Below are 21,416 nucleotides of genomic sequence, written 5' to 3' on the forward strand. Positions count from 1 at the left end.
TTATTCACCTCCCTGAAGTCTAGCTTTAGCCACAGACGCCACCCATGGACGATGACACTCTTTACTTATGATTTCATTACGCAAGCGAACCATGGTCAAAGTCGCAAAGAAAAACGCGAAGCCAAGAATATTAATCACAAGAGGCCATAACATATCGCTAGAAATAGATGGTTTCGCAAATTTGGTAATGGTTGCACCTTGATGGAGCGTATTCCACCACTCGACTGAAAAATGAATAATAGGCAGGTTAACCACGCCGACAATGGCCAAAATACCGGCCGCTTTGGCTGCTGTCCTTTGATCATCAAACGCCTGATAAAGCGCGATCACGCCTAAGTACAAAAATAACAGAATCAACTCAGAAGTTAGACGAGCATCCCATACCCACCATGCACCCCACATAGGCTTGCCCCATATGGAACCAGTTACTAGGGCAATAAAGGTGTAGACAGCTCCGATAGGCGCTATTGCTGAAGCTGCCATATCAGATAGCTTCATTTGCCAAACCAAACCAATGAAAGCAGCGATGGCCATTGACATATACACTCCCATCGACCAAATCGCGGCTGGAACATGTATGTAAATAATCCTAAAGCTGTCACCTTGTTGGTAATCAGAGGGAGCAAAAGCTAGCCCCCATACTGAACCCAGTGATAAAAGTAGTAACGACAATATCGCAAACCAAGGTAGCAGCTTACCACATAGATGGTAGGCAGCTTCAGGCTTAGCATAAGGATGGAGCCACTTCCACATTGTTATTCTCACTCTCACTTCAATGTTGTATCTGTATCAGACCGAAATATTGTTATTATGTAGCTTAGGGGAAAAAGAATGTCTTGCTCTTGATCAAAATCCACTAGTTAACGCTTACTCTAAGAGCAGAAGCGATCGCAAAAGGTGTTAAGGTTATTGAACCCACTAACATAGCCCCAAGAATAGCCAACTGACCTTTATACGCCATTCCCAAAGACGCGGCATCAATCGCGGATGTCGCAAATATCAAGATTGGAATATACAAGGGCAGAACAAGTAAACTCAGTAGCACCCCTCCTTTTTGTAAACCCACAGTCAAAGCAACACCAATCGCACCGATAAAACTTAATGTAGGCGTACCAACTAGCAAAGTTGCTACTACTGCTAGCCATGAGCTGAAATCTAGAGAAAGTAGAATCGCCAAAAGTGGACTAATCAAAATAAGAGGGAGTCCGGTTAGCATCCAGTGGGCAATCACTTTGGAAATAACAACAAGTGGCAAAGGCAAAGGCATCAACATCAACTGTTCCAAAGCGCCGTCCTGAAAGTCATCTCTAAACAATCTTTCTAAAGAAAGGAGTGCAGATAAGAGTGCTGCCACCCAAACGATACCTGATGCAATACGAGCCAACAAATTAGGCTCAGGCCCAATGCTTAAGGGGAATAAGGTGATGACGATAATGAAAAACCATAGCGGATTAAAAATATCCGCCTGACGACGAAATGCTATCAGGAGTTCTCGCTGAATAATGCGACTCATTGCTGCTAGCATAGCTCATTACCTAATGTAATCTTTTTCAATCTTGGTTGGTCGGTAAACATATCCTGATGGGTCGTCAAAAGCACGATACCTCCCTCATCAATATGTTCAAGAAAAAGTGACTCCAACACACTAACACCCTGCTTATCAATGGCGGTCAAAGGTTCGTCTAAAATCCAGAGTTTGTGTTGGCTAAGCCATAAGCGAGCAAGTGCCACCCGACGCTGCTGCCCAGCAGACAATTTAGCCACAGGAACATCTTCACGTCCCACCAGCCCAACTTTCATTAAAGCGTTATATATACTCGTCTTATCAATTGAGTGGTCAGAATGAAGATTGAGATAGAAGCGTAAGTTTTCATAAGCGGTTAATTCACGCTTTATTCCAGTTTGATGCCCTAAAAACAGCAAATTTTGATGAAACGCTTCACGGTTTGACTCAATATTTTGCCCATTCCAAAACACGTCACCGCTTTCACGTTCAGCAAGTCCCGTAATAATACGTAACAAGGTCGTTTTCCCTGTTCCATTTCGACCTTCAACTTGCACTAAATCACCACTATCAAGCGTAAACGAAAGTGACTCAAACAAGACTTTGTTGTCTCTAATCGCGGTAAGCTGGGATGCTTCTAACATGTATATTCGCTGGTTGAATTGGGTGGCGCTATAGTACCACAGCCATACTGACACAAAATAGAATTAGGCTGCTGTCCATCACGAAACACCGTAAGTTTATGTAAATAATCTGCCATATTTCATACAAATACAGGCTGGATGTTAACACTTGGACACAAAAAAGGATGCCTATGGCATCCTTTGGCTTCTCGCTTAAGATTTTTTTCTGGCTTTTTTTGACATTGAAGACTGGCCACTCTGTGAGTCCGAACTAAGAGGAGGAACTTTCTCTTTACCCGCGATTTTTTTTTGTAAAGAAAGCATCAATTCAGCTTCAGCCTTAGGCAGTTCACATTCTTCGATAAGTTCATTAACGTCCGCGCCAAGTTGCACCATTTTACTCGCTCTTGAATATAAACGTCCGTCACCATCTTCTTGCTCAAGCTCCGCAATTCTCTCATTGAGGTGCTGGATAAGGTCTTGCTGCTCGCTTACCCTTTGCCCCAGCCCAACCACTACAGAACGGACTTCAAGTAATTGCTTATTCGCTTTTTGTAATTCTTTGTCTAAATACCGACTCTTTTGTCGCCAGTGGTCTGATGCAACATTTTGATTCTTCTTCAAACGCAAAATAAATACTGACAAGAGTATAACCATTACCAATGCAACCACTCCCGCTATTGCAGGAGCATTGGTCAAAACAACTGCTTCCATTATAGATGGGCCATCTCATCCCATTCTTCGTCAGTTAGCAGTTTGTTCAAGTCAACAAGAATTAACAACTTACCATCGCGGTTGCTAACACCTTGGATGAACTTAGCACTCTCGTCTGTACCCACACTCGGAGTCGTGTCGATTTCAGAAGATCTTAAGTACACAACTTCTGCAACGCTATCTACTAGAATTCCTATTACTTGGTGCTCGGATTCAATCACAATAATTCGAGTATTGTCCGTGATTTCCCCCTGCATCAAACCAAAGCGTGAACGAGTATCGATGACAGTGACCACATTACCACGCAGGTTAATAATCCCGAGAACATAATCAGGAGCACCTGGCACTGGAGCAATCTCTGTGTAACGCAGTACCTCACGCACTTGCATTACATTGATACCGTAAGTCTCTTCTTCTAGCTGGAACGTCACCCACTGAAGTACTTCGTCATTTGACTGATCCTTTCTCACTTCGACTTCGTTAGTTTGAGACATACCTATTCCTCTCTAAGCCAAAATCGGCATAAACGTTTCATTTGTCCAAGGCTTTTACATCAAGTCCTGCATTAAGCATAGCTATCAATGCTTCAACATGGATCAAAGCACACATTTTTTCTTTGACCATTCCCGCCAGCCAAGGGCGTTTTCCTGCAGTTTCCCGCCAGCGTACCTTCCCTGGGTCTAGTGACTCCGTACCCATAAGCTGGGTCGAAGCTAATCCCCACATACTTTCATCTAGCATAACGATATACTGATATTTATCCTTATAATCTTCATCGGATAACTTTTCAGGCATAACCCATTTTGCCGTATCTACCACATCAAGCTGTGCATCTCGCCCTGTTTGTAACCCCAAATACCAATCAGGGCGGCCAATAAGATGATTAAGTTCAGCGATTCGATGAATTCCACCTAATTCATCAAGAGAAACGGCAAAAGTCACGCCGTTTACATCAAAATATAGAACCTGAAACTCTTGGTCGCGTATAGTGGAACGCCAAACTCCTGATTCACCATCACCTGACTGAACTTGTGGCTGTTCAGACGCCTCTTCAGCAATTTCAACTTCAGGCTGCTCAGGTATAACTTCAACCTCTGGCTGAGTTACCTTAGCTACTACTTCTTCTACTTCTTCCTGAGGCTCTGCTTCAATCTCTGGTGCTAAGTTTGACTCCTCAGCAGGGCAATCTTGCACTTCTTCAACAACTGCCGTCGTTTCAGATATCTGATCAGTATTTTGCTCCATCACTTCTTCAAGCTGGAGCTCTGCTACTGGGTTGGTTGACTCCAACTGTTCTAGCAGTCGTTCAACATCATCTAAGTTTGGTAATTCAACCTCAACCGCAGGGGGAGCATAATGAGACTCTTCCTCCTTTGGCTGAGCAACAGGTTCCAAATCAGAAATCGGATCCGCATGGTTTTCTGGAGAGTCTAGTTTTTCATCAACTTCTAATGATTCATCCAAAAGCGCTGAAAAGTATTCTTCCAGTGCTTGTTCACTTGAGATCAAAGTGTTGCTACTCATTCACAGCCAACCTTTCTAAATAAATTAACAGCTGTTTATAGGCAAAAACTCCACGACTTCCAGAAGCAAAATGTGAAACTGGAAGGTGTTTTAAACTCGCGTCTCTGAACTTGGTGTCAATGGGTACAGCCGAAGTCCATACCTGCTCTGGATACTCTTTCTTCAGTTTTTGTAACGTCTGTAAGGATGCATTGGTCCGTTTGTCATACATAGTCGGAACAATGGTAACGTTAAATGGGTTGTTGCGTGATTTCTGCATTATGGCTAACGTTCTCACCATCCTCTCCAAGCCCTTCATCGCCAAGAATTCGGTTTGCACTGGAATCAAAATACGATTGCTTGCTGCCAATGCATTAACCATCATCACTCCGAGTATAGGCGGACAATCAATCAAAACATAATCATAGTGTTGCTCAATTGCCATTAATGCTCGTTGGAGTATCAGTCCCATACCACTTCGATTACCCATAACCCTGTCTAAAGTGGCTAGGGACATGTGAGCAGGAACAATATCTATACCCTCAACATCCGATTTCATTACCAGAGGCAGCACACTATCTTCACTGAAATCTTTTAACTGAAAAAGGTCGAATAAGCTCGACTCTACTCCATCAGGATCATACCCCAAATAAGTAGTTAGAGACGCATGAGGGTCAGTATCGACTAACAAAACCCGTTTACCTTGCTTGCTTAGCAAACCCGCGAGCGTAATAGTCGTTGTCGTTTTGCCAACACCGCCTTTCTGGTTTGCAATACTCCAAACAATCATGCGTTACCCCTAGGACAAACCTACTTCAACTAGCATCCGCTCTGCTATACGATCCAACGGTAAATCTTCAGTCGACAAGCCTGCTTTTGCAACAGCTTGTGGCATACCATATACCACACAGCTATCCTCATCTTGCGCCCATATTGTTGCACCCGCACTTTTCAACATACGAGCTCCTTCTCTCCCATCAGCACCCATACCCGTTAGAACCATAGAGAGTACTTGATCAGAATAAATCTTAGCCGCACTGCCAAAAGTCACATCTACGCAAGGCTTGTAATTCATTTTTTCGCCACCATCAATTACACGCAGCTTGGCAGAACCTGGACGCCCATCGAGCATCATTTGTTTACCGCCGGGGGCAAGGTAAGCAACGCCGGGTTTTAGTGAGTCGCCATCTTCCGCCTCTTTAACTTTTATCTTACACAAAGAATTTAAACGACTTGCAAATGCGGCAGTGAAGGTAGCTGGCATATGCTGTATAAGCAAAATCGGATGAGGATAATTGGCTGGCAACTGAGTCAGAATTTTTTGTAAAGCAACAGGGCCACCTGTAGAAGTTCCTATCGCCGTTAATTGATACCTTTTTCCTGTAGATTTGAAACGCGCCGATGATGAAAGCTTTGCTGAGGCTGCGGGTTTCGATGCTCTCTGAGCTGAGGAAGATGCAGGTGCAGGTTTGGCTGAAGGCGATGCTGGCTGGCTTGTAGGCCTGCGCATATGCGAACGACGAGACGAGATTTCTATTACTCGTTGCTGTAGTAATGACACTGCGTCATCACGATTACGAGCAATATCCTCAAATTTTTTGGGTAGAAAGTCTAGCGCTCCTGCATCTAACGCGTCTAAAGTCGCTTTTGCGCCATCATGAGTTAGTGACGAAAACATCAAAATTGGAATGGGACTTTTAGCCATAATTTCTCGAACGGCTGTGATACCATCCATTACTGGCATTTCTATGTCCATAGTGATCACGTCTGGTTTAAGGCGTAAAGCCTTGTCGACTGCCTCTTTACCATTAGTCGCCACATCCATCACCTCTAAGCGAGGCTCTGAGTTAATTATCTCACTGACTCGGCGACGAAAAAAACTCGAATCATCAACTACTAAAACTTTAATCGCCATAGTTATCCTTTATTATTCTGCGACTTAGATTCGAGAAGCAGCTGCATACTGCTTGAGCAAATCTGGAACATCCAGAATCAGAGCAATATGCCCGTCACTAGTGATAGTCGCACCGGCCATTCCCGGCGTTCCTTGAAGCATACTATCAAGAGGTTTGATCACCACTTCTTCTTGCCCTATCAGGGTATCAACCACAAACCCTACCCTCTGGCTACCAATTTGAACAATAACCACATGTCCATGGCCTTTACGGAGCTCCATATCTGCAGACTTAGGAGCTAGCCAGTTTTGTAAATAGAACAGCGGTATCGACTTTTCTCTGACTATGATTGTTAGCTGTCCATCAACGACATTGGTTCGGCTCAAATCAAGATGGAAAATTTCATTCACACTCGCTAACGGAAGCGCAAATGGATTGCCTGCAACCCCTACCATCAGGGTTGGCAAGATGGCGAGAGTTAACGGTACTTTGATAGTTATCTTTGTACCCTTGCCCATTTCAGAGTCAATGTCGATGGAACCATTCAGTGTATTGATGGCGGTTTTCACAACGTCCATACCTACACCACGCCCTGATATATCTGAAATTTCTTCTTTACTTGAGAAACCGGGCATAAAGATGAGGTTGAAACACTCTTTGTTTGTTAAACGCGAAGCTGCATCTTCATCCATCATTCCGCGTGAAACTGCAATCCCTCTTAATTTCTCTGGATCCATACCACCACCATCATCGACAATGGCCAATTCGATATGATCCCCTTCCTGAGAAGCAGATAGAATTACTTTACCTTGCTGAGGTTTACCAGCCTTAACACGATCGTCCGGCATCTCAATACCATGGTCTAGCGAGTTACGAACCAAGTGAATCAATGGATCCGCTAGCGCTTCAACGAGGTTTTTATCAAGATCAGTTTCTTCACCACGCATCTCCAAATTGATGTCTTTTTTCAGAGTACGGGCGATATCGCGTACAACTCGAGGGAAACGACCAAACACTTTTTTGATCGGCTGCATTCGAGTCTTCATTACCGCGCCTTGAAGATCAGCTGTCACCACATCAAGGTTTGCTACAGCTTTCGCCATTTCTTCGTCATTACTATTTAGCCCCAAACTGAGTAAGCGGTTACGAACCAATACCAACTCACCAACCATGTTCATAATGGTATCGAGTGTCGAGGTATCGACCCGAACGGTTGCTTCGGCTTGAGGTTGAGCTTTCTTAGCAGGCGGCGCTGCTTCTTTTTTGGCTGGTGGTGCGGCTTTTTCCTCTGGTTTGGGAGGCGGTGCCGCTGGTTGTTCTGCTTTCGGAGCTGGAGGAGGCGTTTCTTCTTTTGGCGCTTCAGCCTTAGCAGCAGGAGCGGCATTCTCAGAAGCTGGTTTACTTGCTGCATCTAGCTCTTCAATCGTTGGGCCTTTTCCTGCTCCATGAAGATCATCAAGTAATTTATCAAAATCGTCGTCGGTCATTAAGCCATCATCACCACCGCCTTGAGGCGCTGCATCGGCTGTCGTTTCTGCTGGAGGGGTACCTCCTTCTTCTCCAGGCCCCTTACCTGAACCGTGAAGGTCATCTAACAATTTTTCGAATTCATCATCGGTGATATCACCGCTATCAGCCGCTGGTGCTGCACCAGCTGATGCCCCTGAATCAGCAGAATCGGTGGGAGATGTCCCTTCTCCGTGCAATTCATCGAGGAGTTTATCAAACTCGTCTTGGGTAATTTCATCAATAGAACCGCCATCGCCACCCGAAGCTCCTGGCTCAGCGGGTGCTGCGGGTTCTTCGGCAGCAGGCTCAGGGGCTGCGGGAGCTTCAGCTTCTGCAGGTGCGCTAGCTTCAGCTCCTCCAGCTTCATCTTCAGATTGGGGCTTACTTAGACGATGTAGCTCATCCAAAAGTGCCTGATCTGCCTTAGGTAAAGGTTCACGCTCTTGTACCGCCTGAAATTGTTCATTGACTGTGTCTAATGCGGTAAGCATGGTGTCCATTAGGCCGGAAGAAACGTCTCGCTGACCATTACGTAAAATATCGAACACATTCTCCGCACCATGGCACGTATCGACCAATTCCGTCAATGCTAAAAAGCCTGCGCCCCCCTTAACGGTATGGAAGCCCCGGAAAATAGCATTAAGCAGATCTTTATCATTTGGATTATTTTCAAGTTCTACCAACTGCTCTGAAAGAAGCTCTAAAATTTCCCCTGCTTCAACCAAAAAGTCCTGTAGAATATCTTCGTCTAATTCATAACTCATAAGTTACCTCTAAAACCCAAGACTCGAGAGTAAGTCGTCAACTTCATCTTGTGATGCAACTGCGTCTTCCCTTTCATGAGCGTTGAGTATTGGCCCCTCTGGGTCTATCGCTGATTTATTTTTATTCTGTTCCGCTTCTTCAAGCTGTTCGGCACCAAATGCAGTCAGAATTTCTACAAGCCGACTTTCTACTTCATTGACCAGTGTAATAACTCTACTGATAATCTGACCGGTTAAATCTTGGAAGTCCTGTGCCATAAGAATTTCTGTAAGTTGCCCTCGCAGCTCAGAACTGTCCCCTTCCACTTCACCAAGTAACTCATCAATACGATGGCAAAGCGCTTTAAATTCAGCAAGCTCAATCCTTCCATGCATTAACTCATTCCATTGCGGGCGAACTTTAAGTAACCCCTCATGTAAGTTATCCGCAATCGGCATGCATCGATCAACAGCATCCATGGTTTTGTTCGCTGCTGTTTCCGTTTTATCAATCACGTACTGGAGTCGATCCTTAGCATCAGGAATTTCGTCATTAGCGATCGCACTGATGCGGTTATCCACAGTAAATTGTTTCAAGGATTCATGCAGATCACGAGTTAACTCACCTATCTCTTGAAAAACTGGATTCGGTGAGCTTTCCTGTATGCTCACCACAAGTTTGTCAGCTTCTTCTTGCTGATCACTTTCTAACAACTCTACGAGGTGCTTTGCCTGTTCTAATGAAATCATTCTGAATTGGCCTTTCGCGTCCCTGCGTCAATTTATTGACTTATAAACGTTCGAAGATTTTATCTAATTTTTCTTTTAGTGTTGCTGCTGTAAATGGCTTCACTATATAACCGTTTACACCAGCTTGCGCAGCTTCAACTATCTGTTCACGCTTCGCTTCTGCCGTGATCATCAATACTGGTAAATGCTTAAGCTCATCGTCGGCGCGAATATGCTTTAGAAGGTCTATGCCCTGCATACCAGGCATGTTCCAATCCGTCACAACAAATTCGAAATCACCTTTTTTGAGCATTGGTAACGCCGTTAAGCCATCGTCCGCTTCTTGTGTATTGTTAAACCCTAAGTCGCGAAGTAGGTTCTTAACGATACGGCGCATTGTTGAAAAGTCGTCAACAATAAGGATCTTCATATTTTTATTCAAAATTGCCTCCACTGAGTTCTATGTCAGTGATTTCTAGTCATCGTTTGTCCAAACACTTAGCTTTGTGCGTAGACGTTGCATTGCTTGGCTCAGTATCTGGCTAACGCGTGATTCGCTAACACCAATTACTTCGCCGATTTCCTTCAAGTTTAACTCTTCATCGTAATAAAGCGAAAGTACAAGAGCTTCTCTTTCAGGTAGTGATTTAATTGATTCTATCAGAGCGGTGCGAAAATACTCATCTGCTACCCCTTGAAATGGGACATTTTCTTCGTCTGCATCTTCGTGAGAAATCGCATCTTCTGACACCCCTAAATCGTCCATACCAATAAGACGAGAACAATTTATATCCGCCAAGGCACTATGATATTGTTCTAGACTCATCTCCATCCGTTTTGCAACCTCGGCATCTGTTGGGTCTCGATTAAGTTCACCTTCTAGTTGGGAAATCGCTTGGCTAATTTCTCGACTGTTTTTGTGTACTGAACGAGGAACCCAATCACCACGACGTATATCATCAAGCATAGCACCCCGAATGCGAATGCCAGCATAGGTTTCAAAACTTGCTCCTTTGCTACCATCATAATTTTTTTGTGCTTCGAGCAGCCCTATCATTCCGGCTTGGATAAGATCCTCAACCTGAACACTCGGTGGTAGTCGACCGAGCAAGTGGTGAGCAATGCGTTTAACGAGCACGGAGTATTTTTCTAAAAACGCTCGCCGGCTGTCTTGATTTGCGTATTGGTCATAGGTCAATGCCTTATTCACCAAATGGTTCCTCTAACATCTCTGTTGTATGAAGTAAGCGTTCTACAAAAAACTCCAGATGTCCACTCGGTGTTTTAGGAATCGGCCAAGCTAATGCTTTATTTGCCAACGACCCAAGTGCTAACGATGCAGGTGAACGAGGAAAGGCGTCCACGACAATCTTTTGTTTTCTAACGGCTTGTCGAACTTTATCATCTAATGGAATACATGCTACGAGCTCAATTCCAACATTCAAGAAACGCTCTGTGACCAAGGTCAACTTTGCGAACAATTCTCTTCCTTCACGATAGCTTCTGACCATATTAGCAACAATTTTAAAGCGCTGAACTTGGTGCTCATTACTTAAAAGTTTAATCAACGCATAGGCATCTGTGATAGATGAAGGCTCATCGCAAACCACCACCACCACGTCTTGAGCTGCGCGAGAAAAGCTCACTACCATATCCGAAATGCCAGCTGCAGTGTCAATAAGCAATACATCCATCTCATCTTCTAGGCTGCCGAAAGCACGGATAAGACCAACATGCTGGGCATGAGATAATTCCGTCATTGCCTGTGTTCCAGATGTTGCTGGTATTATCTTAATTCCATATGGTCCTTCAACAATAGCATCTTTGAGCTCACATTCCCCTGCAAGTACATGTCCTAAATTTTTCTTGGAGCGTATTCCAAGCATAACATCAACATTTGCTAACCCTAGGTCAGCATCTAGAACCATTACTTTTTTACCCTGCCGGGCCATACATATAGCCAGCCCTAGGGTGACATTGGACTTACCTACCCCACCTTTTCCACCAGTGACAGCAATCACCTTGGTTAGAGAAGGCTGTGTTAAACGACGTAGTCCGCTTGCTTGGTCTTGTATCATCTTTTTCGTCATAATCGTCCGCCGCCTAGAACCTTTCTGCTTCACTATTCCAATAGTGAGGTTCATTATCTGTCGACTTCTCTAACAATTCGTTTGCCTTCGCTACCATATATTTGGGCTGAGCTATCACTATGTCTTCTGGAACTCTTTGTCCATTAGCGATATAGGCCACTGGTAACGCATTTTGCACAACGACACTTACAAATTCACCGAGACTTAACGATTCATCTAATTTAGTAAGGATACACCCTGACAAAGGTATTCTTTGAAAATGATCGATAGTTTCTTGCAAAACTTTCCTTTGAGCTGTCGCTGGCAATACGAGATAGCTATGAATAACTTCACCACTTTCGTGCATTAATGTATCTAACTGTTCAGACAAACGTACATCTCTCTGCCCCATACCTGCAGTGTCAACAAGAATTAAACGGCGATTTCTCAACTGGTAGATTACATCGGCTAACTCTTTGGAATCTTTAGCAACTTTTACAGCGCATCCCATAATTCTTCCGTAAATGGCTAACTGCTCATGCGCACCAATACGGTAGGTGTCTGTCGTCACCAATGCGACATTATCTGAACCGTATTCCATTGCAGCTCTTGCGGCGAGTTTAGCGACCGTTGTGGTTTTCCCTACCCCAGTAGGCCCAAGCAAGGCAACAACGCCACCACGTTTAATTATATCTTGCTTTGAAATAGGCACTTGATCCGACACTAGGCCAAGCAACGCTTTCCATGCTTTAGTTGGTGCAGTGTCTTCTGGTATATAACAGGCTAATTGATCAGCGAGATCTGCAGACACCCCCATTCGCTCCAAACGCTTGATGAGCATGGCCCTTAAAGGTTCGCGACGCTCAACTTCTTGCCACATGAGGCCAGAAACCTGATGCTCCAGCAATCGGCGAATTGATGTCATCTCTTCACGCATTTCTTCGAGATCATCGCTACCTGGAGCTGATTCATCTTTACGATTACGCTCATAACGGCTTGGATCAAGACGTAACTGCTGTTCTCCACTTGTATCTTGAGCAATAAGCTTAGCAAGGGGAGAGTCTTCACGAAGTTTTACACCATTAACCTGATTATTCGCATTCGACTGCCGTTTAAGCAGTGAAGACAGTGAATCTGGATTATCTTCTTCACTCTCGCGCCTATCTGCTGTCGCATCACTGTATTGTTTCAGCATATGAGCAAAGCGCTTTGTCATAGAGCCATTGCCAGCTTTGGCTTGTAAGCTGACTTTGTCTTCCTCTAGCGCGCGCTGTTTACTGACAGTAGCGTTTTGATTCGCAGTAGTCTGAGCATTACTTTGACGAGGCTGCGATGCTTTCTTGGCCGCTGAACGTGCAGCAGCTGTTTCATTATCAACCGCGGCAACAATTTCTATGCCACCAGCGACTTTTTTATTCGACATGATAACCGCATCATCGCCTAACTGATGTTTCACTTGCAGCAAAGCGGTGCGCATGTCTTTAGCAAAAAATCGTTTAATCTTCAAAGTCTATGTCCATCTTCTAGCACGTCCGCTACTTAGTTACCTACAGCTTGAACAATGCGTATTTGCTTCTCGTCTGGAATCTCCTGATAGGAGAGTACTCGCAGTGATGGAATTGTGTTCTTGACAAATTTCGCCAGCGTAGAACGCAACACCCCAGAAGTGAGAAGAACTGCTGGCTCTCCTTTCAACTCTTGCTCTTGAGTTGCTTGAGTTAACGAAGATTGCAGTCGCTCTGCTAAACCGGGCTCGATTCCAGCAGACTCTCCTCCAGACGCCTGCATTGTCTGGTGCAATATCTGTTCCAATTCTGGGATCAAAGTAATCACTGGAAGTTCTGGTTCTATCCCATTGATTTCTTGAACAATTAACCTCTTCAATGAAATACGAACAGCGGCTGTTAAAATGTCAGGTTCTTGACTCTTACTTGAATACTCAGCCAAAGTTTGGACTATGGTTCGTATATCTCTAATCGGCACGGCTTCGTTGAGTAAGTTTTGTAATACCTTCACGACCACACCTAATTGCAGTTGATCAGGAACAAAACTTTCTACCAATTTAGGTGTGCTACGACCAAGCATTTCAAGTAAATTTTGCACTTCTTCATGGCCTATCAGATGGGAGGCGTTGTTGGTAAGAAGCTGGCTCAAATGCGTGGCTAAAACTGTTGAAGAGTCAACCACTGTGTAGCCAAGAGCTTGGGCATGCTCACGCTGTTCGTCCTTTATCCAAGTTGCTTCTAAACCAAACGCTGGGTCAATGGTTGGTTCTCCCTCTACCATTCCGTATACTTGACCTGGATTGATCGCCAACTCCATGTCAGGTCGAATTTCCGCCTCTCCGACAGCAACTCCCATTAAAGTGATTCGGTAGCTGTTCGGGGTGAGTTCAAGGTTATCACGAATATGTACTGCCGGAATAAGAAAGCCAAAGTCCTGTGAAAGCTTTTTACGCACCCCTTTAACACGCTCTAGTAACTCTCCTCCTTGCTCTTTATCCACTAAAGGAATTAAGCGATAGCCAACCTCAAGGCCTATAATATCAACAGGTTGAACATCATCCCAAGAGAGCTCTTTTGGGGTGGGAGCTTCTTTATCCTTAGTCGCTGGCAGTTTAGCTTGGTCAGCGCTCTGTTTCTGCTTTCTGTAAATCCAATACGCCCCACCACCCGCCAAAAAAGCAAGAAGTAAGAAAGCAAAATGAGGCATACCGGGGACAAGCCCCATTACTCCGAGAATACCTGCCGTTATCATCAATGCTTTTGGATTATCAAACAGTTGGAAAACGACTTGCTGCCCCATATCCTCATCGGTATTTTGACGAGTCACCATAATGGCTGCGCCAATAGACAGTAACAGGGATGGAATTTGGGCGACAAGACCATCACCAATGGTCAGCAAGGTATAGATTTGGATAGCCTCACCAAATGGTAAATCATACTGAATCATTCCTATCGATAAACCACCGATAATATTGATAAACAGAATTAGAATACCTGCAATTGCATCGCCTTTAACAAACTTTGACGCACCATCCATTGAACCATAGAAGTCGGCTTCTTTCGTCACTTCTTGACGACGAGTGCGTGCCTGATCTTGATCAATTAAGCCAGCATTGAGGTCAGCATCTATTGCCATTTGCTTACCTGGCAAAGCATCCAATGTAAATCGAGCACTCACCTCCGAAATACGACCCGCACCCTTAGTGACTACCATAAAGTTGATGATCATCAAGATAAGGAACACCACCAAACCGACAGCGTAGTTACCCCCGATAACCACACTACCAAATGCTTCTATCACACTACCAGCAGCACTCGTACCTTCATGACCGTAAAGTAGAACCACGCGAGTAGAGGCAACATTCAATGCCAAACGCAACAATGTAGCGATAAGAAGTACTGTTGGGAACGCTGCAAAATCCAAAGGCCTGCGTGTGTAGACAGTCACCAACAGCACCACCATTGCAAGCGCTATATTAAAGGTGAAAAATAAATCCAGTAAGAATGGAGGTATGGGCAGTACAACCATTGCCAAAGTGGCCAATACCATAATAGGAGCACCTATTGCAGGCATGGCTCGTTGAGGTATTGATGGTAGCTTATTGGCAAATGGTAAATTAAATTTCATGGCGACAGACGGTATTATTCAACCCAAATTGAAGGACTTAGATGAAGATGCAAGTATTAGTCCAGATAAAATGTCAATTTTATGGCTTACTTTCTAATGCGACTAAGATAGCCAAACATTTAATTATTATCGATTAACTAAGCTCAAAAAGAGTATTCCTAGGGATGAATATTTAGAACCAGCTCACCATGGTGGTTATTTGTATCGTAGTCGATACACGCAATGCCTGATGTCGGAAACATAGGCGGGGCGACATCGGGGACGAACTCTGACGTCAGATATCCCACAAGCGGTAAATGGGAAACCATAAGAATAGACTTCGGTTTCTCTACCTCAACAACTGCAGCAATATAATCACCAACACGCCGCGCATCACCATAAGGTGTAATATCATCACAAACTTTAAACTGCTTAGCATCAAAATGGGATGCTATCGCCTGCCACGTTTGTTGCGCTCTCAAATAAGGGCTAACTAACACTAGATCTAAGTGTTTATATCCCTTATTTACGCATAGCTGTGCCGCCTTGACCGAGTCTCTTCTTCCCTTGTCAGTCAAGGCACGTTCCGCATCTGCAGCAGCGTAATGTTCAGCTTCACCGTGACGCATGATGAGTATTTTCATTCATTGTACCTGTTATTATGATTTTTTGGATAAAGCCTATTGCTAGTAATAGTGCCACACATGTCTCAAAAGGCCGATAATTATATCAAGCACACAACTCAGGACTTAGACTTTCTTAACATTCTTGGTGTATAGATTAAGAAATTGTGTATGCTTATATTTATCAGGAAAACAATTAACTTGTGCTACCGTCCTTTTGACTCCTATTGATGGAAATCTTTCATCTGATTATTCGTTGATAGTGACATAATACTGTAAATATAAAACGGAGAAACACCTGTGCATTTAAGCCCAAATGACACCAACCAATATCGCTATTTAACGTTGGATAACGGGCTTCAAGTTTTAGTCATTCAAGATATTAACGCACAAAAGTCAGCAGCTGCACTATGCATCAATGTAGGACATTTTGACGACCCAGATGATCGTCAGGGAATGGCTCACTATTTAGAGCACATGTTATTTTTGGGTACAGAGAAATATCCCAAAGTGGGTGAGTTTCAAAACTATATCAATCAACATGGTGGCAGCAACAATGCATGGACAGGTGCGGAGCATACTTGTTTCTTTTTTGACGTCATGCCCTCTGCATTTTACAGGTGTCTTGATAGATTTAGTCAATTTTTCACTGCGCCTTTATTCAACCCCGAAGCTCTTGATAAAGAGCGCGAAGCTGTGGATTCAGAGTTTAAACTCAAGCTTAATGATGATTCGAGGCGACTCTACCAAGTTCACAAAGAGCTCGTAAATCCTAAGCACCCGTTCGCAAAATTTTCGGTTGGCAACAAAACTACACTGGAAGATAGAAATGGACAATCAATCCGAGAGGAAGTTGTCGACTTTCATTACAAGAAATATTCCTCAGATCTCATGACATTAGCTGTCATTGGCCCTCAATCTCTTGACGAACAGGAGCAATGGATAACCGAAAAATTTTCATCGATTCCTAATCAAAACCTTGCAGATAAGTCGATTGACATCCCTTATTTGAACAGCAACTCAACCGCCGTTATGGTCAATATCGAACCGGTCAAAGAGATTCGCAAACTTATCTTATCCTTTCCTCTTCCAAGCCTTGATAAATACTATCGGCAAAAGCCTATGTCCTACTTTGCCCATTTGCTCGGCTATGAGGGTGAAGGCAGCTTAATGCTAGTTTTGAAGGACAAAGGCTGGATAACCTCACTGTCGGCAGGTGGGGGAACCAGCGGCAGTAATTACCGTGAGTTTACCGTTAGCTGCAACTTAACCCACTCTGGTCTAGAACATGTTGACGACATTATTCAAGCGCTTTTCTCATATTTGAACTTGATAGGACGGGAAGGTTTTGACCAATGGCGTTACCTAGAAAAACAAGCGGTTTTAGAATCAGCCTTCCGCTTTCAAGAACCCACACGACCTGTCGACTTGGTCAGTCATTTAGTGGTTAACATGCAACATTACTTGCCTGAGGACATAGTCTACGGGGACTATGTGATGAATGATTACGACGAAGTTCTGTTAAAACGCCTATTTGACTATTTAACTATGGATAACCTGCGAGTCACGTTAATTGCCAAAGGCTACAAATACAATAAGCAAGCCAAATGGTATGATACGCCATACTGTATCAACCCATTCACTCCACAACAAAAATTACACTTTTCAGCCGAAAGCGGCCTGAGTTTTCACCTACCTGCTAAAAATCCATTCATATGTTATGACTTAGACCCTAAACCTGTCGAAAAGCATGCTTCAGTTCCAGAAGTGGTGCAAGATTTACCAGGCTTCAAATTGTGGCACCTTCAAGACAGTGAATTTCGCGTACCCAAAGGTGTCATTTTTGTTGCTATCGACAGTCCTCATGCTGTAGCAAATGTGAAGAACATTGTAAAAACCAGAATCTGTGTAGAAATGTTTCTCGACTCGCTAGCGAAAGAAACTTATCCAGCAGAAATTGCCGGTATGAGTTACAACATGTACTCACACCAAGGTGGCGTAACACTTACTTTGTCTGGATTCAGCAAGAAACAACCAGAATTGATGACTATGATTCTTGAACGTTTTTCAAGTAGAGAATTCAGTGCAGAGCGCTTTGATACAATCAAGCAGCAATTAACCAGAAACTGGAAAAATGCTGCCCACGACAAGCCTATTTCTCAGTTATTTAATGCGATGACCGGCATGCTACAGCCGAACAATCCACCCTACGGCGATTTACTTCAAGCATTAGAGAATCTTGATGTGAGTGAACTGGATGAGTTTGTTTCTTCTATCCTCGCAAAACTGCATGTCGAAATGTTTGTCTATGGCGACTGGACACGTACTGATGCTATTCAGCTAAGTGATACGCTTAAAGATGCTCTGCGAGTAAAGAACCAAAGCTATGAAGAATCATTAAGACCTCTGGTCATGCTTGGAAAGAACGGTTCTTTGCGACACTCCCTTGAATCAAATCAAGAAGACTCTGCGATAGTTGTATACTATCAATGCGAAGATATTGAACCACGAAACACAGCCCTATATTTGCTTGCAAACCATCTCATGTCAGCCACCTTTTTTCATGAAATACGCACCAAGCAACAACTGGGCTATATGGTAGGTACGGGAAACTTGCCGCTTAACCGTCACCCTGGGTTGGTTCTTTACGTTCAATCGCCCAAAGCTGCGCCTGCTGAACTGATTAGCTCAATCGACGAGTTCCTTAATGCGTTTTATATGGTTTTGCTCGAGCTTAATGATTATCAGTGGCATAGCAGTAAACGAGGTCTTTGGAGCCAAATTGCAGCACCAGACACCACACTTAAAAGTCGAGCACAAAGGCTTTGGGTTGCGATTGGCAATAAGGACTATAGCTTTAATCATAAAGAGTGTGTTCTTGACCAGCTAAAAAAACTCAGCAGAGCGGATATGATTCGCTTTGTGGTCAACGAGCTTAAGCCAAGAACTGCGAATCGTTTGATTATGCACGCCAAAGGAAACTCACACCATGCTTCTGATGCGCTCGACGTAGGAGTTGAAATCGATTCCGTAGAAGAATTCCAACTCCGACCGAGAGACACAGACTTAGGCTAGCTGCTCCGACTCAATAATCTCTTTCAAGCTGTGCGGATGAAACTTAATGCAAATGCCTTGATATTTAAAGGCTATCGTTGGGTTACCCAGACGCTCTCCTTCTCCTTTAGGACTTGACAGCTTGACCTCGACCCCTTGCTCACCAAGCTTATCCCATTGATGAGCTAAACTCGGGTATCGACGCTTTACGTCATCTAGATATTCTTCGGCCGTTTTGGCCAAAGATGGAATAACAAATTCAACGTGCTCCCAACTTTGAGTTGGATACATTTTCCCCTGCACTGGATAAGGGAGTTCAAGGCAATCAATAGACCAATTTGAAACCCTAAGCGGCTTGATAAACTCAATCACGATAATTGGCCGACCATTTATCATCGCATTAGAACACTCAAGCCCTTCTTTTAACCATTCTTTATGCGCCAATTTTGCCAGCTCTTCATCGTTTATACGCAGAGCAATATGGTCAGCTTGTAATGCCTGTAAATCGACCTTTATTCGCTCCCCGAGAGACTGAATATTTTGCATAAACACATCAAGCTTCGCTTTCATTTGCCAAGGCATAAGCTCAGCATCGAGCAATCTTCGCGACATTTTCATCCATCCAATATATTGATTTCTACACAATACTACCAAGTGAGTAACCAAAAGTAGAAAATTTCCTAGAACACTCTCTATGTGAGAGCCAATAAAATTGGTATTATATGCGACAATTTATCAACTTAATTAAGATATGCATTCTTCCCACCTTTTTAGATGCTGAAAAGCAAACCATGGTGACGAATTGAAACTCTCAATGTATATCTAAACAATTCTCGAGAATTGAAGGAAACATACGTGAATATCCAAGCACTTATTAACCAAAAAGTCTCTCAGGCTTTAGAAGCTGCTGGCGCACCAGCAGGCAGCCCCGCTGCGGTTCGCCAATCAGCAAAACCCCAATTTGGTGATTACCAAGCAAACGGTGTAATGGGCGTGGCTAAAAAGTTAGGCACCAACCCAAGAGAGTTCGCCCAGAAAGTGTTAGATGTCTTGGATCTTGACGGTATCGCAAGCAAGACCGAAATAGCAGGTCCAGGTTTTATTAACATCTTTCTTAGTGAAGAGTTCTTAGCTCAAAAGGCGCAACAAGCACTTTCAGACTCTCGCCTTGGGGTGACTACTGAGGAAGCCCAAACGATTGTCGCTGATTATTCTGCGCCCAATGTGGCAAAAGAAATGGCCGTACACCATATTCGTTCTACTGTTATTGGAGACGCGGTTGCTCGTACGCTCGAGTTTCTCGGCCATAATGTTATTCGCGCCAATCACATTGGCGATTGGGGCACCCAGTTTGGCATGTTGATCGCAAACCTTGAGCGAGTTCAAAAAGAATCCGGTCAAGTGTCAATGGAATTGTCTGACCTAGAAGCTTTCTATCGTGAATCGAAAAAGCTCTATGATGAAGATGAAGAATTTGCAGAAAAAGCGCGTAGCTATGTCGTCAAATTGCAGGGTGGTGACAGTTACTGCGCTGAAATGTGGCAGAAACTAGTAGACATCACTATGATTCAAAACCAGCACAACTACGATCGTCTAAATGTGTCTTTAACTCGTGATAATGTCATGGGTGAAAGCATGTATAACGACATGTTACCTGACATCGTGGCGGATTTGACAGATAAAGGACTGGCTCAAGAAGACGATGGTGCTCAAGTCGTATTTTTGGATGAATACAAAAATAAAGATGGCGAGCCTATGGGCGTTATCATCCAAAAGCGTGATGGCGGCTTTCTTTACACGACCACAGATATTGCCTGTGCTAAATATCGTTACGAAACCTTAGGTGCTGATCGAGTCTTATATTTTATTGACTCCCGTCAACATCAACATTTAATGCAAGCATGGACTATTGTACGCAAAGCTGGCTATATACCTGAAAGCGTCACACTAGAACACCACGCGTTTGGTATGATGTTAGGTAAAGATGGACGCCCTTTTAAAACCCGCGCAGGAAGCACTGTACGTCTAAAAGATTTGCTAGATGAAGCTGAAGAGCGTGCTATCAAGCTAATCGAGTCTAAAAACCCTAAGCTTGATACCATAGAGAAACAAAAAATTGCCAACACAGTCGCTATGGCAGCCGTCAAATACGCTGATCTCTCTAAGCACCGTACGACGGATTACGTATTTGACTGGGACAATATGCTGGCCTTTGAAGGCAATACTGCGCCTTATATGCAATATGCCTACACTCGCGTTGCTTCTATCTTTGCTAAAGCAAATATCTCAATGGACACTCTATCAGGAGACATTAAGATAACAGATGAAAAAGAAAAGGGATTAATTGCTAAGTTGCTTCAATTTGAAGAAGCCGTCCACTCTGTAGCACGTGAAGGCCAGCCTCACATTTTATGTAGCTATCTATTTGAGCTAGCAGGACAGTTTTCTAGCTTCTATGAAGCATGCCCAATTCTTAATGCAGAGGATGACTCCATTAAGCAAAGTCGCCTCAAGCTAGCTGCATTGACGGCTAAGACGATCAAGCAAGGTCTATCTCTACTGGGAATTGAAACTTTAGATCGTATGTAAACATAAAACGATCGCGTATTTACAAAGGTTGATGTCATGCATCAACCTTTATTTTATCGCTCGTATACAAATAGCAAGGATTTCACTATGAGCTTTGAGCTGCATCCAAAACTTATCCAAGATACCGATGTTATTGGCCACTTTCCTCTATCCATAGCTCTGCTGCATAAAGATCAAGCGGTTCCATGGGTCATTCGTAAGCTGGCGGTAAACCCCATCTAATCATTTCCTTTTAAATTCGGTATTGTC

Annotated in this window: 19 protein-coding genes and 1 pseudogene; 3 read left to right on the forward strand and 17 right to left on the reverse strand. The window is 43.8% G+C overall.

Annotation, left to right across the window (positions count from 1 at the left end):
* The 16 genes from AAFM34_RS09275 to sixA all read right to left on the reverse strand — a co-directional run bounded on the left by AAFM34_RS09275 (position 1) and on the right by sixA (position 15,545).
* Positions 1-753 carry a heme ABC transporter permease gene (locus AAFM34_RS09275; RefSeq protein WP_341662121.1) on the reverse strand — a complete coding sequence of 251 codons (753 nt, stop codon included), beginning with the start codon at positions 751-753 and terminating at the stop codon, positions 1-3.
* A gap of 103 nt (positions 754-856) precedes the next feature.
* Positions 857-1,525 carry a heme exporter protein CcmB gene (gene ccmB / locus AAFM34_RS09280; protein ID WP_341662123.1) on the reverse strand — a complete coding sequence of 223 codons (669 nt, stop codon included), beginning with the start codon at positions 1,523-1,525 and terminating at the stop codon, positions 857-859.
* A complete protein-coding gene (gene ccmA, locus AAFM34_RS09285; protein ID WP_341662125.1) occupies positions 1,519-2,148 on the reverse strand; it encodes a cytochrome c biogenesis heme-transporting ATPase CcmA in 630 nt (209 codons plus the stop codon). The genes ccmB and ccmA overlap by 7 nt, the downstream gene beginning before the upstream one ends.
* A 192-nt stretch (positions 2,149-2,340) precedes the next feature.
* Positions 2,341-2,841, reverse strand: coding sequence for a DUF2802 domain-containing protein (locus AAFM34_RS09290; RefSeq protein WP_341662127.1), 501 nt, complete (start codon positions 2,839-2,841; stop codon positions 2,341-2,343).
* Positions 2,841-3,335 carry a chemotaxis protein CheW gene (locus AAFM34_RS09295; protein ID WP_114786745.1) on the reverse strand — a complete coding sequence of 165 codons (495 nt, stop codon included), beginning with the start codon at positions 3,333-3,335 and terminating at the stop codon, positions 2,841-2,843. Before AAFM34_RS09295 ends, AAFM34_RS09290 begins: the two co-directional genes overlap by 1 nt.
* Before the next feature lie 37 nt (positions 3,336-3,372).
* Entirely contained in the window at positions 3,373-4,365 is a 993-nt protein-coding gene (locus tag AAFM34_RS09300) for a chemotaxis protein CheW (RefSeq protein ID WP_341662130.1), read from the reverse strand.
* The gene (locus tag AAFM34_RS09305; RefSeq protein WP_341662132.1) at positions 4,358-5,134 is read right to left on the reverse strand and encodes a ParA family protein; all 777 of its coding nucleotides are present in this window, start codon (positions 5,132-5,134) and stop codon (positions 4,358-4,360) included. Before AAFM34_RS09305 ends, AAFM34_RS09300 begins: the two co-directional genes overlap by 8 nt.
* A 9-nt stretch (positions 5,135-5,143) precedes the next feature.
* On the reverse strand, positions 5,144-6,259 hold the full coding sequence (locus AAFM34_RS09310) for a chemotaxis response regulator protein-glutamate methylesterase (protein WP_341662134.1): 1,116 nt from the start codon (positions 6,257-6,259) through the stop codon (positions 5,144-5,146).
* Between the two features lie 24 nt (positions 6,260-6,283).
* Entirely contained in the window at positions 6,284-8,512 is a 2,229-nt protein-coding gene (locus AAFM34_RS09315) for a chemotaxis protein CheA (protein ID WP_341662136.1), read from the reverse strand.
* A gap of 9 nt (positions 8,513-8,521) precedes the next feature.
* Positions 8,522-9,241, reverse strand: a complete 720-nt coding sequence (locus tag AAFM34_RS09320) for a protein phosphatase CheZ (protein WP_341662138.1) — start codon at positions 9,239-9,241, stop codon at positions 8,522-8,524.
* 40 nt (positions 9,242-9,281) lie between these two features.
* Positions 9,282-9,650 (reverse strand): chemotaxis response regulator CheY, encoded by a 369-nt coding sequence (gene cheY, locus AAFM34_RS09325; RefSeq protein ID WP_114786770.1) that lies wholly within the window; start codon positions 9,648-9,650, stop codon positions 9,282-9,284.
* A gap of 45 nt (positions 9,651-9,695) precedes the next feature.
* The gene (locus tag AAFM34_RS09330; protein WP_341662140.1) at positions 9,696-10,430 is read right to left on the reverse strand and encodes an RNA polymerase sigma factor FliA; all 735 of its coding nucleotides are present in this window, start codon (positions 10,428-10,430) and stop codon (positions 9,696-9,698) included.
* On the reverse strand, positions 10,423-11,310 hold the full coding sequence (locus tag AAFM34_RS09335) for a MinD/ParA family protein (protein WP_341662142.1): 888 nt from the start codon (positions 11,308-11,310) through the stop codon (positions 10,423-10,425). Before AAFM34_RS09335 ends, AAFM34_RS09330 begins: the two co-directional genes overlap by 8 nt.
* Before the next feature lie 13 nt (positions 11,311-11,323).
* Positions 11,324-12,796: a flagellar biosynthesis protein FlhF gene (gene flhF, locus AAFM34_RS09340; RefSeq protein ID WP_341662143.1), complete on the reverse strand. Its 1,473-nt coding sequence runs from the start codon at positions 12,794-12,796 to the stop codon at positions 11,324-11,326.
* Between the two features lie 32 nt (positions 12,797-12,828).
* Positions 12,829-14,922, reverse strand: coding sequence for a flagellar biosynthesis protein FlhA (gene flhA / locus AAFM34_RS09345; RefSeq protein ID WP_341662145.1), 2,094 nt, complete (start codon positions 14,920-14,922; stop codon positions 12,829-12,831).
* A 158-nt stretch (positions 14,923-15,080) separates the two neighbouring features.
* Positions 15,081-15,545 carry a phosphohistidine phosphatase SixA gene (sixA, locus tag AAFM34_RS09350; RefSeq protein WP_341662147.1) on the reverse strand — a complete coding sequence of 155 codons (465 nt, stop codon included), beginning with the start codon at positions 15,543-15,545 and terminating at the stop codon, positions 15,081-15,083.
* A gap of 279 nt (positions 15,546-15,824) precedes the next feature.
* On the opposite strand from sixA, the gene AAFM34_RS09355 reads away from it, so the two are divergent.
* Positions 15,825-18,599 carry an insulinase family protein gene (locus AAFM34_RS09355; RefSeq protein ID WP_341662149.1) on the forward strand — a complete coding sequence of 925 codons (2,775 nt, stop codon included), beginning with the start codon at positions 15,825-15,827 and terminating at the stop codon, positions 18,597-18,599.
* Here AAFM34_RS09355 and AAFM34_RS09360 read toward each other — a convergent pair.
* Complete coding sequence (locus tag AAFM34_RS09360; protein ID WP_341662151.1) at positions 18,591-19,190, reverse strand: VOC family protein; 600 nt, start codon at positions 19,188-19,190, stop codon at positions 18,591-18,593. The two genes, AAFM34_RS09355 and AAFM34_RS09360, sit on opposite strands and share 9 nt — an antisense overlap.
* 243 nt (positions 19,191-19,433) lie before the next feature.
* Between AAFM34_RS09360 and argS the strand changes: the two genes are divergently transcribed.
* Together argS and AAFM34_RS09370 are read left to right on the forward strand one after the other, a co-directional pair.
* Positions 19,434-21,167, forward strand: a complete 1,734-nt coding sequence (gene argS / locus AAFM34_RS09365; protein WP_341662152.1) for an arginine--tRNA ligase — start codon at positions 19,434-19,436, stop codon at positions 21,165-21,167.
* Positions 21,168-21,254: 87 nt separating this feature from the next.
* Positions 21,255-21,362: pseudogene (locus tag AAFM34_RS09370) on the forward strand (HIT family protein); the annotation flags it as partial.
* Between the last annotated feature and the right edge of the window lie 54 nt (positions 21,363-21,416).

This window comes from Vibrio sp., from assembly GCF_038138445.1.
Lineage (GTDB): Bacteria > Pseudomonadota > Gammaproteobacteria > Enterobacterales > Vibrionaceae > Vibrio.

Bases quoted from the DNA above. Each gene is read 5' to 3' on its own strand.
- AAFM34_RS09275 (WP_341662121.1), bottom strand. From the start codon at position 753: ATGTGGAAGTGGCTCCATCCTTATGCTAAGCCTGAAGCTGCCTACCAT.
- ccmB (WP_341662123.1), bottom strand. From the start codon at position 1,525: ATGCTAGCAGCAATGAGTCGCATTATTCAGCGAGAACTCCTGATAGCA.
- ccmA (WP_341662125.1), bottom strand. From the start codon at position 2,148: ATGTTAGAAGCATCCCAGCTTACCGCGATTAGAGACAACAAAGTCTTG.
- AAFM34_RS09290 (WP_341662127.1), bottom strand. From the start codon at position 2,841: ATGGAAGCAGTTGTTTTGACCAATGCTCCTGCAATAGCGGGAGTGGTT.
- AAFM34_RS09295 (WP_114786745.1), bottom strand. From the start codon at position 3,335: ATGTCTCAAACTAACGAAGTCGAAGTGAGAAAGGATCAGTCAAATGAC.
- AAFM34_RS09300 (WP_341662130.1), bottom strand. From the start codon at position 4,365: ATGAGTAGCAACACTTTGATCTCAAGTGAACAAGCACTGGAAGAATAC.
- AAFM34_RS09305 (WP_341662132.1), bottom strand. From the start codon at position 5,134: ATGATTGTTTGGAGTATTGCAAACCAGAAAGGCGGTGTTGGCAAAACG.
- AAFM34_RS09310 (WP_341662134.1), bottom strand. From the start codon at position 6,259: ATGGCGATTAAAGTTTTAGTAGTTGATGATTCGAGTTTTTTTCGTCGC.
- AAFM34_RS09315 (WP_341662136.1), bottom strand. From the start codon at position 8,512: ATGAGTTATGAATTAGACGAAGATATTCTACAGGACTTTTTGGTTGAA.
- AAFM34_RS09320 (WP_341662138.1), bottom strand. From the start codon at position 9,241: ATGATTTCATTAGAACAGGCAAAGCACCTCGTAGAGTTGTTAGAAAGT.
- cheY (WP_114786770.1), bottom strand. From the start codon at position 9,650: ATGAAGATCCTTATTGTTGACGACTTTTCAACAATGCGCCGTATCGTT.
- AAFM34_RS09335 (WP_341662142.1), bottom strand. From the start codon at position 11,310: ATGACGAAAAAGATGATACAAGACCAAGCAAGCGGACTACGTCGTTTA.
- flhA (WP_341662145.1), bottom strand. From the start codon at position 14,922: ATGAAATTTAATTTACCATTTGCCAATAAGCTACCATCAATACCTCAA.
- sixA (WP_341662147.1), bottom strand. From the start codon at position 15,545: ATGAAAATACTCATCATGCGTCACGGTGAAGCTGAACATTACGCTGCT.
- AAFM34_RS09360 (WP_341662151.1), bottom strand. From the start codon at position 19,190: ATGTCGCGAAGATTGCTCGATGCTGAGCTTATGCCTTGGCAAATGAAA.